The organism is Kitasatospora sp. NPDC101447 (assembly GCF_044767225.1).
In the GTDB taxonomy this organism is placed as follows: Bacteria; Actinomycetota; Actinomycetes; order Streptomycetales; family Streptomycetaceae; genus Kitasatospora.
Genome location: NZ_JBIWNL010000013.1, coordinates 163,499 through 177,781 on the forward strand (window position 1 = coordinate 163,499; position 14,283 = coordinate 177,781).

The window sequence follows — 14,283 nt, forward strand, 5'->3', positions numbered from 1 at the left end:
GGGACCGCCCTTCACCGGGCCGCTCCAACCCCCGGTCGATGCCGCGCTCCGGGGCTGACCGTACCGGAGCGCGGCAAGGGACAACGGAACGAGATGAATCAAAACATGCACCGTGGTGTGGACCTGACCGGCCCTCATGGCCGACTCTCCTACTGGAAAGACCGCCTGGCGGGGGCCCCGCCCGCGCTCGAACTCGTCACTGACCACGGGCGCCCTGCGGTCCGCCGCGCCGCCGCGGACGCGATCCCCTTCGCGCTCGGGGCCGGCCCGGCCGGCCGCCTCGCCGACCTGGGCCGCGAACACGGCGTGAGCTCGTTCACGGTGCTCGTGGCGGCGCTCCAGCTCGTGCTGGGTCGCTACGCGGGCGCCACCGACGTCAGCCTCGGCACCCTGGCGCCGGACGCCGGCCTGGTGGTCCTGCGCACGTCCTGGGAGGACGCTCCAGCCTTCGCCGACCTTCTGACTCGCGTGCAGGAGGCCGTGTCGGGCGCATGCGAGCACGGGGACGTGCCGTTCGAGGAGGTCGTGGCGGCCCTGGCGCCGCCGCGCGACCCGAGCCGCGCGCCGCTGGTCCAGGTCGCAGTGGCCAAGGGAGAGGCGGTGCCGCTGGCCTTCGCGCCCGCTTCGGAGGAGCCGAGCCACGCTGCCGTCCTCGACCTGTCGGTGACGTGGGAGGAGCGCGCGCGCGAGACCGGCGAGCTGTGCGGTTCGGTGGAGTACGACACCGAGCTGTTCGACCGGGCGACGGTCGAGCGGCTGGCGGGGCACTACCTGACGCTGCTGGAGTCCGCGCTCGCCGACCCCGGCGCCCGGGTGACGGACCTCGGGCACACCACGCCGGAGGAGCTGGCCCTGGCGGCCGCGTGGGGGACGGAGGGCGGCGAGGCCCGGATCGGCAACCTCGTCGACGCCTTCCGCGCCCAGGCGGCCCGGACCCCGGACAGCACCGCGCTGGTCTTCCCGGACGGCGCCTACACCTACGCCGAACTGCTCGCCCGCTCGGAGTACTTGGCGCACGCACTGGTCGAGCGGGGCATCACACCGGAGACCGTGGTCGGGCTGGCCATGGACCGTTCGGCGGCGCTGGTTGTCGCGATGCTCGCCGTCCTCACCGCCGGCGCGGTCTACCTGCCGCTCGATCCCGGCCACCCGGAGGCGCGACTCGCGTTCATGGTGGCGGACAGCCAGGCGTGCCTGGTGCTCGCCGACCGGGAGCTCGGCTTCGCCGGCGACGTGCCGCTCGTCCGGATCGAGGAGTTGACCCAGCGGTCCGGACCGGCCGTGGGGCCCTTCCCCGGGATCCACCGGGACCAGCGCGCCTGCGTGCTCTACACCTCGGGCTCCACCGGGCGGCCCAAGGGCGTCGAGACCACGCACGCCGGGATCGTTCGGTTGGTGCACGGCGCGGCCTACCTCGGTTTCGGCCCCGAGGACGTGGTGGCGCAGGCGGCGAACGTGTCTTTCGACGCGGCATCGCTGGAGATCTGGGGAGCGCTTCTCAACGGCGCCCGCCTGGTCGGCATCCGCAAGGAAGAGGTGCTCTCGCCCGAGCTGCTGCGCGCCCGGATCGAGGAGCACGGCGTGACGGCGATGTTCCTCACCACCTCCGTGTTCCACCAGTGCGCGGACGTCTCGCCCGCCACCCTGGCCTCGCTCCGGACGGTCTTCTTCGGCGGCGAGGAGGCGGACGCCCGGAGGGTCGCGTCGGTGCGTCAGGTCGCCCCGGACCTGCGCCTGGTGAACGGGTACGGCCCGACCGAGGGCACCACCTTCGCCAGCACCTTCGACCCCGTGGACCAGCAGCCGGACGCGGCCCGGGTGCCCATCGGCCGGCCCATCGCCGAGACCCGGCTGCACGTGCTCGACGCGTCCGGCCGGGAAACCGGCATCGGCGTCCCCGGCGAGCTGTACCTGGCCGGCACCGGTCTCGCCCGCGGTTACACCGGCCGGCCCGACCTCACCGCCGAGCGCTTCGTGCCGAGCCCGTTCGGCGTCGGCGAGCGTCTCTACCGGACGGGCGACCTGGCCCGCTGGCGCGAGGACGGACTGCTGGAGTGCCTGGGCCGGGCCGACACGCAGGTGAAGATCCGCGGCGTTCGGATCGAGCCCGAGGAGATAGCCAGCGTCCTCGGGACGTGCCCCGGCGTGCGCGCGGCGGTCGTCGACGTCCAGGGCGAGGCCGGAGACCGGCGCCTGGTCGCCTACGTCGTGCCGGAACCCGGCCAACCACCTTTCGTGGCAAGCAAGTTGCGCGCGTTTTTGGCCACCCGGATGCCCGAGGCGATGGTGCCCGCGTGGTACGTCGCGCTGCCCGAGCTGCCGCTCACCCCGAACGGCAAGGTGGACCGCCGCGCGCTCCCCGCCCCGACCGGGGCGGACGGGGTCCAGGCCGAGAACCACGTGCCGCCGACCGGTCCGACGGAGGAGCTCGTCGCCCAGGTGTGGGCGGAGCTCCTGGGCGTTTCGAACATCTCCGCGCACGACGACTTCCTCGCGCTCGGCGGCCACTCGCTGCTGGCCACGCAGGCCATGGCGCGCGTCAGCGCCCGGCTCGGGGTGGAGCTCGGCGTCCGGGACCTGTTCGAGGCGCCGACGGTCGCGGCCCTGGCGGCCCGCGTCGCCCACGCGCGGCGGGCGGGCGCCGCCGTCCCGGTCGTCCCGGCCGGCCCCGGACCGCACCCCCTCTCCTTCGCCCAGCAGCGGCTCTGGTTCCTCGACCGGCTGGCCACGGGTAGCCCGCTCTACAACGTGCCGCTGGTCCTGGCCGTCGAGGGAGCCCTCGACGAGCAGGCGCTGACCGAGAGCGTACGGGCGCTCGTCCGGCGCCAGGCGTCCCTGCGCACCCGCCTGGTCGGGGACGGGGACACCGCCCGGCAGGTGATCGACGACGACCCGGACGTTCGGCTGACGACCGTCGACCTGACGCACCTGTCCGAGGCCGAGCGGGCGGCGGAGGTGGAGGCCCAGGCCCTGCGCGAGGCGGAGTACCCGTTCGACCTCGCCACCGGCCCGTTGGTCCGGTTCGTCCTGCTGAAGCTCGCCCCGTCGCGCCACGAGCTCCTGCTCACGATGCACCACGCGATCTCCGACGGCTGGTCCGTCGGCGTCCTGGTGCGCGACCTGGGCGCGTTCTACGCGGCAGCTGTGCGCGGCGAGCACCCGGCTCTCCCGGCCCTCCCGGCCCAGTACCCTGACTATGCCGCGTGGCAGCAGCGCCTCCTCGACGGCGGCGCCCGCGACGAGCAGTTGGGTTACTGGAAGGAGCGCTTGCACGGCGCACCACCCGTGCTGGAGCTGCCCACGGACCGTCCGCGCCCGCCGGTGCCCCGCTACCGGGGCGAGGTCTTCCCGGTGCGGCTCTCCCCGGAACTCACCCGTCGGCTCGGCGAGGTGAGCCGCGAGCACGGGGTGACGCGGTTCATGACGCTCCTGGCCGCGTTCCAGCTCGCGCTGGGCCGCTATGCGGGCGTCCGGGACGTCAGCGTCGGCTCGCCGGTCTCCGGGCGCACCCGGCCGGAGTTCGAGGGGCTCGTCGGCTTCTTCGTCAACACGCTCGTCCTGCGCTCCCGGTGGGAGGACGACCCGACCTTCGCCGAACTCCTGGCCCGTGTGCGGGAGACCACGATCGGCGCGTACGACCACCAGGACGTGCCGTTCGAGCAGGTCGTGGCGGAGCTCAAGCCGCCGCGCGACCCCAGCCGCACGCCGCTCTTCCAGGTGATGCTCGCGATGCAGAACATCCCCGGCGGCACCACCGTCCTGCCGGGGCTGTCGGTGGCCGCAAGGGAGTCGGTGAGCCGGGTCGCCAAGTTCGACCTGACGGTCGCGTGGGAGGAGGCGTCCTTCGACGCGGACGAGCTGCGCGGCTCCGTCGAGTACGACACCGACCTGTTCGACCGGGCGACGGCCGAGCGGATGACGCGCCACTACCTGACCTTGCTGGAGTCGGCGCTCGCCGACCCCGGCGGCCGGGTGTCCGGCCTCACCATGACGAGCCCGGAGGAAGCTGGCGTCACCGCCGGCGGCCGGGCGGCCCCGGTCGCGCCTGCCACGACCCTCGACGGACTCGTGACCGCCGCGGCCCGGCGCCACCCGGACCGGCCGGCGATCCTACAGGGCGGCCGGACGCTCACGTACGCCGAGCTGGAGGCACGTGCCGACGCCGTCTGCGCCCACCTCCGCGCCCGCGGGGTGCGTACCGGGGACACCGTCGTCGTGCGGATGCCCCGCGTTCCGGAGTGGCCGGTCACCCTGCTCGGCGTGCTGAAGGCCGGCGCCGCGTACGTTCCGGTGGACGTCGGCGCGCCGCGCGAGCGGTTCGAGTACGTGGTAGGCGACTCGGGCGCCGTCCTCGTCCTGGGATCGCGCACGGACGGCCCGCCGGCGGGCGGGGGAGTGCCGTGGGCCGCCGTCGAGGACGCTCTGGAGAGTCCTGCGGCGGAGGTCGTGCCGGTCCACCCGGCGGCCCTGGCCTACGTCCTCTACACCTCCGGAACGACCGGACGCCCCAAGGGAGTCGGCGTCAGCCACGCCAACCTGGTGCACACCCTCACGGCCGTTGGGGAGCAGTACGGGCTCGGCCCGGACGACCGCGTCCTCCAGTTCGCCGCCCTCACCTTCGACGTGGCCGCCGAGGAGCTCTTCGCGAGCCTGGTGCGGGGCGCCGGCGTCGTCCTGCTCCCGCCAGGGCCGGTGCCCGGCATCGATGAGCTGATGGAGCTCGTCCGGGCGGAACGCCTGTCGGTGCTCAACCTTCCGGCGTCCTACTGGCACGAGTGGGTCTCGATGCTCGACCGCCATCCGGTGTCCGCCTGCCCCGCGTTGCGGCTCGTCGTGGTCGGCAGCGAGCGAGTGGACGGCGCGAAGCTCGCCGACTGGCAGGCCGCCACGCCGGACCGGGTCCGGTGGCTCAACGCCTACGGCCCGACGGAGGCCACCGTCACGGCGACTGTCCACGCGCCGACGAAGGCGGCCCCGCCCGGGTCGGCCATCGGGGCCACCGTCCCGATCGGCCGGCCGCTGCCAGGGGTGCGCGCCTACGTGCTCGACGACGCGCTCAACCCGGTACCGCCGGGCGCTGCGGGCGAGTTGTACGTAGCGGGCGGCGGCGTGGCGCGCGGCTACCTCGGGGACCCGGCGCGCACCGCTCAGAGCTTCCTCCCCGACCCCTGGGGCGGGCCCGGCGAGCGCATGTACGCGACGCGGGACCGTGCCCGCCGGATGGCCGACGGGGTGCTGGAGTTCCTCGGCCGGACCGACGACCAGGTCAAGCTGCGGGGCTTCCGCATCGAGCTCGGCGAGATCGAGGCGGCGCTCGGCTCGCACCCCGCTGTGCGTGAGGCTGTGGTGGTCCTACGCGAGGACACCCCCGGCCGGCCGCAGCTGGCCGGGTACGTGGCACTCGCGGGCCAGGCTTCGTCGGCCGATCTTCGGGCGCACGCCGAGGAGTGGCTGCCGGGATACATGGTGCCGGCCGCGATCGTCGTCCTTGACGAACTGCCGCGCAGCGAACGCGGCAAGCTCGACCGGCGCGCCCTGCCCGCACCCGGCCGTCCGGCCGGCGCGGCTGCGGCCCGGTTGCTGCCCACCGGCGAACTCGAAGTCGAGGTGGCCGCGATCTGGCGCTGGATCCTTGAGGTCGAGGACATCGGCGCCGAGGAGAACTTCTTCGAGGCCGGTGGCCATTCGCTTCTGATGGTGCGGATGCAGAACCGGCTGTCCGAAGTACTCGGCCGGAATGTCCCCGTGGTGGACCTCTTCCGCTTCCCGACGGTGCGCTCGCTCGCGCGCTACCTCGCCGCGGGCGACACGTCGACCGCCGGGGCCCGGGGCCGCAGCCGGGCCGAGGCACGAAAGACCCTGCAAGGGGCGCGAGCGCCGAGAAGGCGAGCGGGCGGCCCCACGACGTTGGAGACGAAGAACGATGACTGATGAGACGATGACCGACGAGAACGACCTGCCCGACAACGCCATTGCCGTCATCGGCATGGCCGTACGCGTCCCCGGTGCCCGGACCCTGGAAGGCTTCTGGCAGAACCTCCGCGACGGGGTGGAGTCCATCGCGACCTTCACGGACGAGGAGCTGCTCGCCGCCGGCGCCACGCCGGAGGAGATCGCCCGCCCCGGGTACGTCCGGGCGCGTGGCGCCCTCGACGGCGTGGAGGGCTTCGATGCACGGTTGTTCGGCTTCTCCCCGCGTGAGGCGCAGCTGCTCGACCCCCAGCACCGCCTCTTCCTGGAGTGCGCGTGGGAGGCGCTTGAACACGCGGGCCGCCCGTCGGAGGCTACCGACGCGGTGACCGGCGTCTTCGCGGGCGTGGGCGAGAGCTCCTACCTGGTGAACAACCTGCTTCGCCGTCAGGACCTGGTCGCACGGATCGGCGAGTTCCAGACCTCGCTCGGCAACGACAAGGACTTCGCGCCGACCCGCGTCTCCTACAAACTGGACCTGCGCGGCCCTAGCGTCAGCGTGCAAACCGGCTGCTCCACCTCTCTGGTGGCAGTGCACACCGCGTGCCAGGCCCTGATCAACGGCGAGTGCGACGTGGCCCTCGCGGGCGGTGCGACCGTCACCGCTGCGCAACGTCGGGGCTATCAGTACGAGGAAGGCGGCGTCCTCTCTAGGGACGGCCACTGCCGGGCGTTCGACGCCGACGCGTCGGGCACTGTCCCGGCCAGCGGCAGCGGCGTCGTGGTGCTGAAGCGCCTGGAGGACGCCGTCGCGGACGGTGACGCGATCCATGCGGTGATCCGCGGCTCCGCGATCAACAACGACGGCGCCCGGAAGGCGGGCTTCACCGCGCCGAGCGTCGAGGGACAGGCCGACGTCATCGCCGAGGCCCTCGGCGTCGCGGACGTGGATCCGTCGACCGTGACATACGTGGAGGCCCACGGCACCGGCACGCCGATCGGCGACCCGATCGAGGTGGCGGCCCTGAAGGCCATCTTCGGCGATGCGCCGCAGCGTGTTGCCCTCGGCTCGGTGAAGACCAACCTCGGCCACCTGGACACCGCCGCCGGAGTCGTCGGGCTGATCAAGACAGTCCTCGCGCTGACGGCGCGCGAGCTGCCGCCGTCGCTGCACTTCAGTCGGGCGAACCCGCAACTCGGCCTGGAGGAAGGCCCGTTCCACGTAAATGCGGCCCTTGTGCCGTGGTCCGGCCGGGTGCTGCGCGCCGGCGTCAGCTCCTTCGGTATCGGCGGGACCAACGCCCACGTGGTGCTGGAGGAGGCGCCCGCACGCGTGTCGACGGTGGGCGGACGCCGTCTGCACGTACTGCCGCTCTCCGCCGCCACGGCGACGGCTCTGCGGGCCACCGGAACGCAGCTCGCCGCGCACCTGCGCGCCCGCCCGGAGGAGGGCGGGGGCCTGGCCGACGTGGCGTACACCCTCCAGCGCGGTCGCTGGACGCTGGAGCACCGCGGTTTCGTCGTGGCCGGCGGCACGGAGGAGGCTGCCGACGCCCTGGCCCTGCCGGCGTTCGACCGGTCCGCCACGCAGGAGACCGCGAAGGACCGTGAAGTCGTCTTCCTGTTCTCGGGCCAGGGCGCGCAGCGGATTCGGATGGGGCAGGCCCTCTACGAGAACGAGCCGGTGTTCCGCACAGAGGTCGACTTGGCGGCCGATGTCCTCGCGCCCGTCCTCAAAGAGGACGTCCGCCGTCTGCTGTACCCCGGGGCGACGGAGGCGGAGCCGACCGAAACGATCCACCAGACCCGTTTCGCTCAGCCTGCGCTCTTCGTGCTGGAATACGCGTTGGCCCGGCTCTGGATGTCCTGGGGCGTCCGCCCGGCGGCGATGCTCGGTCACAGCCTCGGTGAGCTGGTGGCCGCTTGCCTGGCCGGGGTCATGTCGCCCGAGGACGCGCTGAGCCTCGTCGCGACGCGCGGACGGCTCATGCAGGACGCCGCGGCCGGCGCCATGGTCGCCGTGCCGCTCCCGGAGAACGAGGTTGCGTCGCTGCTCGACGGCGAGTTGGACCTCGCTGCGGTGAACGGGCCCCGGGCCTGCGTGGTGTCCGGCCCCTTTGACGCGGTCGTCCGATTCGAGGCGCGCATGGCAGGACAGGGCGTGGCGACCAAGCGCCTGCGGACCTCGCACGCCTTCCACTCCCGCATGATGGAGGCCGCCGCGGCGGCGTTCGAGGCCGAGGTCGCACAGGTCCGCCTGTCGGCCCCGCAGATTCCGTTCGTCTCCAGCGTGACCGGCGTCTGGATCACTGACGAGGAGGCCGTCAGCCCGGCCTACTGGGCGCAGCAGATCCGTGCCACGGTCCGTTTCGCCGACGGTCTGCACACCGTGCGCCGCCCGGGCACGCTGCTGCTGGAGGTCGGCCCGGGCCAGAGCCTGGTGCGCCTCGCGGGCGCGGGCGAGGACGGCCGCGGAGCCGTCGCGTCGCTGCCGTCGAACGGACCGGACTGCGACGCCGAGGCCGAGCTGCTGGCCGCCGTCGGCGAAGTGTGGTGCCGGGGCGCCTCGGTGGACTGGGAGGCCCTGCACGGTGCCGAGGTCCCGCGCCGGACCGTGCTCCCCACCTACCCCTTCGAGCACGAGCGGTGCTGGGTCGACGCTCCCAACGGCACGGCGGCGGCCCCGGTCGTCCCCGGCGCACTCCTGGCGCGCGGCTTCCGTAGGCTGGGCCCGGTTGGCGTGCTGCGTGGCGAGGAGGCCCGGGGGGCGTGGCTCGTGGCCGCGGACCGGACGGACACCGTGGACGCGGTGGTGGACCGGCTGCGCGCCCATGGCAAGACGGTGGTCACCGCCGCGTCTGCCGCGGCCGGTGCGGACGTGCTGGCCTCGAAGGTCGAGGCGGGCGTGCCGGTCGAGGGCGTGCTGGTCGGGATGCTGGACGCACAGACGCTCGCCCCGGCCAGCCTGAGCGCCTGGGAGCAAGCACTGACGGAGCGCGGGGACGCGGACGCGCGGATCGTGGCGGTGACGTCGGGCGCGCTCGACGTCACGGGCGAGGAGCCCCTCGTACCGACTCGGGGAACACTGGCCGCTTGGGCGCAGGGCGGTCGCCGGCGGACCCTGGTCGACGTCACTGTGTCGGGCACAGCGGCCGCGGCGCGCCGCCTCGCCACCGCGCTGCTCGGGGAGCTGTGCGGCGCGGCCCACGCACCCGTGGTCGCGCTGCGCGGCGGGCACCGGTTCGCGCCGGTGCTGGAGCCCCTGCCGGATGCGCCTCGGGAGCCGAACGAGCGGCACCGAGGCGCCCACTTCACGCTCTGGGGCGACGAACCGCAGACGGCCCCGTTCGGCCGCGCGCTGACCCGGGTCGGCGCCTCCGTGCGGACCGGCCCCACCGCCGGCACGGACCTCGCCGGGCCGGCGACCGCCGTGGTGGTGCTGGCCGCGGATGCTGCCGAAGACGACGCCCTCGCGCTGCTCGGGAACGTCGCCTCCGCCGTGGCCCACGGGCACCGGGCGGTCGAGGTTCACCTGGTCGGCCGCACGGGGACCGAGGTGGGCGAGCCGCAGCTCGCAGGTGTGGTCGAAGCCTTCCTCGCGCTGGCCGCCCGGGAGTGCGAGACCCCGTGGACGAGCTACACCTGGCTGGTCGGCGACCCCGCGAGCGTCGAGCGCCGTGCGGCGCGCGTCGTGGGTGCGGTGTCGGGGTGCCAGGTCGTCGTGACGCCGGAGGACGAGCCCGCGCAGTCCCTCCCTTCCGGCGGCGAGGATGTCGCCGACGGTGAGCCGGCGTACGAGGACGAGACCGAGCGCGAGGTCGCGGTGATCTTCGAAGACCTGCTCGGTGTCCGGCACATCGCGCCCACCACCGGGTTCTTTGAGCTCGGCGGCCACTCCCTGCTCGCCGCCCAGTTCGCGACCCAGATGCGCGAGGTGTGCGGAGTCGAGCTGCCGCTGAGCACCCTCTTCACGGACCCGACGATCCGGGGCATTGCCGCTGCCCTGCGTGCCGCGCGCGTCCGGCCCGACGCTGCCGTCGAGCTCTGGCCCACCGTCGTGCCCGACCCCGCCGCCGCGGCGGAGCCCTTCCCCCTCACCGACGTGCAGCAGGCGTACTTCGTCGGCCGGACCGGCGTCTTCGAGCTCGGCAATGTGGGTATGCACGGCTACGAGGAGTTCGACGTCCCGGACCTGGACGTGCCCCGGATGGAGCGCGCGTTCCGGCGCCTGATCCGACGTCACGGCATGCTGCGCGTCATCGTGCTCCCGCAGGGCGAGCAGCAGATCCTCGACGACGTCCCCGACTACGCCATCGCGACCGAGGACGTGCGCGGCCTGACCGAGGAGGCGGCGCGGGAGGTTCTGGAGCGGACCCGTCAGGAGCTGTCGCACCAGGTCTTCGTCCCCGACTGCTGGCCGCTGTTCGACCTTCGCGCCACCGTCATGGACGGCGGCCGGGGCCGGGTGCACTACAGCGTCGATGGGCTGATCACCGACGCTTGGGCGTACGGCCTCCTGATGCGGGAGCTCGTCGAGCTCTACACCAACCCCGACGCCGAGCTTCCCGAGCTCGAACTCACTTTCCGGGACTACGTGCTGGCGGAGCACAGCCTGGAGTCGGGCGAGCGCTTCCGACGGGCCGAGGCCTACTGGCAGGAGCGCATCCCCGAACTGGCTCTCGCCCCCGAGCTGCCGCTGGCCCGAGACCCGCGCACCATCGACACCCCTCGCTTCCACCGCACGGGCGGGGAGCTGCCACAGGAGTCCTGGGCCCGCGTCAAGGCATCGGCCTCGCGGCGCGGCCTCACCCCCACGGCGCTGCTGCTGACGGCATACAGCGAGGTGCTCGCGACGTGGTCGAAGAACAGCCGCTTCACCCTCAACCTCCCCATGGCGAACCGGCTTCCGTTGCATCCGCAGGTCGAGGAGATCATCGGCGACTTCACCTCAGTGACGCTGCTGGAGATCGACGCCCTCAGCGAGGCGCCGTTCGAGACGCGGGCGGTGGCAGTGCGTGACCGACTGGTGGCCGACCTCGACCACCGGCTGTTCAGCGGCCTGCGCGTGATGCGGGAGATGAAAAAGGCCCGCGGTGACGCGGCGGCGGCGATGCCGGTCGTGTTCACCAGTCTGTTCGTCAACCACGGTGACGACGACCAGCTCGGCGAGGTGGTCTACAGCATTTCGCAGACGCCCCAGGTCTGGATCGACGCGCAGGTGTACGAGGCCGCCGGCGCCCTCGTCCTGGACATCGACGCGGTCGAGGGGCTCTTCCCGGAAGGCATGGTCGCGGCGATGCACGCCGCCACGCTGGACCTCCTGGAATGGCTCGCGCTCGACGACGACAACTGGGGCCGTCCGGTGCCCTCGCTCGTACCCCGCACGGACCTGGCCGCGTGGGAGGAGTACAACCGGACCGACGGGCTTCTGCCCTCGGGCCTACTCCACGAGCCGTTCTTCGCCATTGCGGCGCGCACGCCCGAGCGGCCCGCCGTCATCACCCCGAGCCGCACCCTGAGCTACGGTGAACTGGCCGCGCACGCCTGCGGCATCGCCGCCCGCCTCGGCGTCGTCGGGGTCGTCCCGAACGATCTCGTCGCGGTGGTCATGGAGAAGGGCTGGGAGCAGTGCGCGGCCGTGCTCGGCATCCTCGCCGCCGGTGCGGCTTACCTGCCCATCGACCCCGAACTGCCCGACGAGCGGATCCGGTTGCTGCTGGACCACGGACACGTCCGCTCGGTCCTGACGCAATCGCGCGTGGCGGAGGACGGGGCCGACCGCTTCGCGGGCGTGGACACCGTGCTGCAGGTGGACCGGCTCGATCTCGCGTCGGACGCCGAGGCCGCCGCTGCTCCGTCGGGAGCGATCCGTACGAAGCCGGAGGACCTCGCGTACGTCATCTTCACCTCCGGCTCCACCGGGCTGCCCAAGGGAGTGATGATCAACCACCGGGGCGCCCTCAACACGGTCGTCGACATCAACGAGCGGTTCGGCGTGGGCGAGGACGACCGGGTCCTGGCGCTGTCCTCGCTCAGCTTCGACCTGTCGGTCTACGACGTGTTCGGCCCGCTCGCAGTCGGCGGCGCGGTGGTCGTGCCGGACGCCCGGGCCCACCGCGACCCGGCGGCCTGGCTGGCACTCATGGGTGAGGCCGGGGTCACGGTCTGGAACTCCGTGCCGGCGCTGATGGAGCTGCTGGTCGAGCACATGAGCGTGAAGGGGCTGACCGGGGCCGGTACGAATGGCGGCGGGCTCAAGCTGGTGATGCTCAGCGGCGACTGGTTGCCGGTGACGCTCCCGGACCGCATTCGGCAGCTGTTCGCGGCGCCGGAGGTCGTGAGCCTCGGCGGCGCGACGGAGGCCTCGATCTGGTCCATCCTGTATCCGATCGGAGAGGTGCCGGAGCACTGGGCGAGCATCCCGTACGGCCGACCGATGCGGAACCAGACGTTTCACGTGCTCGACGAGGCGCTGCGCCCGCGTCCCATCGGCGTTCCGGGCCAGCTCTACATCGGCGGCGTCGGCCTCGCCGACGGCTACCTGCGGGACGAGACGAAGACCAAGGCCAGCTTCATCACCGACCCGGTGACCGGCGACCGGCTCTACCGGACCGGCGACCTCGGCCGCTTCCTGCCGAGCAGGGACATCGAGTTCCTCGGCCGCGAGGACTTCCAGGTCAAGGTGCAGGGTTACCGAATCGAACTGGGCGAGATCGAGGCCGCACTCATGCAGCACCCGGACATCCGCGCCGCCGTCGCCGTGGTGGACGGGGATCCGCGTGGCACCAAGCGCTTGGTGGCGTTCGTCGTCCCGCAGACCGGTGGCGCGATGCCCCAGGACATTCGGGAGTTCCTCGGGGAGAAGCTGCCGGCGTACATGGTGCCGACAGTCTTCCTGGAGATCGACGCCCTGCCGCTCACGGCGAACGGCAAGGTCGACCGGCGGGCGCTTGTGGTTCCGGAGAACGCGGCCGACGAGACCGCGCCCCCGTACGAGGCTCCCGGCACGCCCGTCGAGGAGGCCATCGCCGAGGTCTGGTCGAGCATGCTGAACGTCGAACGGGTCGGCATCCACGACAACTTCTTCCTGCTGGGCGGCGACTCGCTGATGGCGATGCGCGCGGTGGTCCACCTGCGCAAGGCGCTCGACCTGGACATCCCGATCCGCGTCCTCTTCGACAGCGAGACCTTGGGGGAAACTGCCCTCCTCATCGAGGACCTGCTGATCGCCGAGATCGAGGGCATATCCGACGAGGAAGCCCAGTCGCTCCTCGCCGACGACTGAGACCATCCTGGAGAACACACATCGTGAACCGCACCGCAGTCATCGCGGCGAAGCGCGCCCACGGCTGGATCGTGGGCGCGCGGCGCCCGGCCGCACCCAGCGTCAGGCTCCTGTGCCTGCCCCACGCCGGCGGCGGCTCCTCGGCCTACGCCTCGTGGGCTGCCGCCCTCGACGACACGATCGAGGTCTGCCCCGTCGAGCTGCCCGGCCGCCAGTCGCGCTGGCGCGACCAGGCCTTCACCGAAAGCGAGCCGCTCGTCGACGCGCTCGCAACGGCCATCGAGGACGAACTCGACACTCCCTACGCCCTGTTCGGCCACAGTATGGGGGCACTCCTGGCGTACGAACTGGCGCGGGCCTTGCGCCGACGGGGCCTGCCGGAGCCATGCGCACTCTTCGTCTCCGGTGGACCCGCGCCGCAGCTCCCGCGCGAACAACCCGGTGTCCACGACCAGCCCGACGATGTGGTGGTCGCGAAACTCCGGACACTGGGCGGCCTTCCGGAGGACGTTCTCGCCGAGCCCGAGTTGCTGGAAGTCCTCCTGCCGGCCATTCGTGCGGACCTCTCGGTGTGTGAGAGGTACCACCACCGACCGGAGCCGCCGCTCGGGTGCCCCGTAGTGGCGTTCGCCGGGGCCGAGGACGCCGAGGTGCCGCCCACGCGTATGGAGGCCTGGCGCGAGCAGACGACGGCAGAATTCGAGCTGCACGTTCTTCCCGGTGACCACTTTTTCGTAAGGAGCTCGCAGGCGGCGATCCTTGAGACCGTCCGGGTCGCGTTGGCATCAGTGTCTGGTCGCGGTCGCGGTCGCGCCTGACTGACTGCCCGGCCCGGGCACGGCCCGGGCCGGGCACCCCTGCACCTGCCTGGCTCTGCACGGAAGGCGAAGGACGTCGCGGCACTAACTGATTGCGAGTCAAAATCGTTGAGCCGTAGTTGCCTCGCCGACCACTGCGAGGGCGAGGCGTTGCCGCGCCGTGGAAGATCGAGCGCGTGGATGCCTGCGGGGGCATGGGACAATCGGCATGCATCCCCAACCGTCACGTTGGTGCGGTGGCTGTGCGACTCCCGCGGTATGTCCGCGGAG

3 protein-coding genes are annotated in these 14,283 nt (G+C 72.7%); all 3 read left to right on the top strand.

Going from position 1 to position 14,283, the window contains the following annotated elements; genetic code table 11:
- The first annotated feature begins 105 nt into the window (after positions 1 to 105).
- Genes ACIRST_RS20590 through ACIRST_RS20600 form a run of 3 tightly spaced genes read left to right on the top strand, consistent with a single transcriptional unit; the run spans position 106 to position 14,013 of the window.
- Entirely contained in the window at positions 106 to 5,931 is a 5,826-nt protein-coding gene (locus ACIRST_RS20590; RefSeq protein ID WP_402803394.1) for an amino acid adenylation domain-containing protein, read from the top strand.
- Positions 5,924 to 13,195, top strand: a complete 7,272-nt coding sequence (locus ACIRST_RS20595; RefSeq protein ID WP_402803396.1) for an amino acid adenylation domain-containing protein — start codon at positions 5,924 to 5,926, stop codon at positions 13,193 to 13,195. Before ACIRST_RS20590 ends, ACIRST_RS20595 begins: the two co-directional genes overlap by 8 nt.
- 23 nt (positions 13,196 to 13,218) lie before the next feature.
- A complete protein-coding gene (locus ACIRST_RS20600) occupies positions 13,219 to 14,013 on the top strand; it encodes a thioesterase II family protein (RefSeq protein WP_402803398.1) in 795 nt (264 codons plus the stop codon).
- Positions 14,014 to 14,283: the final 270 nt, after the last annotated feature.

Coding starts and splice junctions, on each gene's coding strand:
- ACIRST_RS20590 (WP_402803394.1), top strand. CDS start 106: ATGCACCGTGGTGTGGACCTGACCGGCCCTCATGGCCGACTCTCCTAC.
- ACIRST_RS20595 (WP_402803396.1), top strand. CDS start 5,924: ATGACTGATGAGACGATGACCGACGAGAACGACCTGCCCGACAACGCC.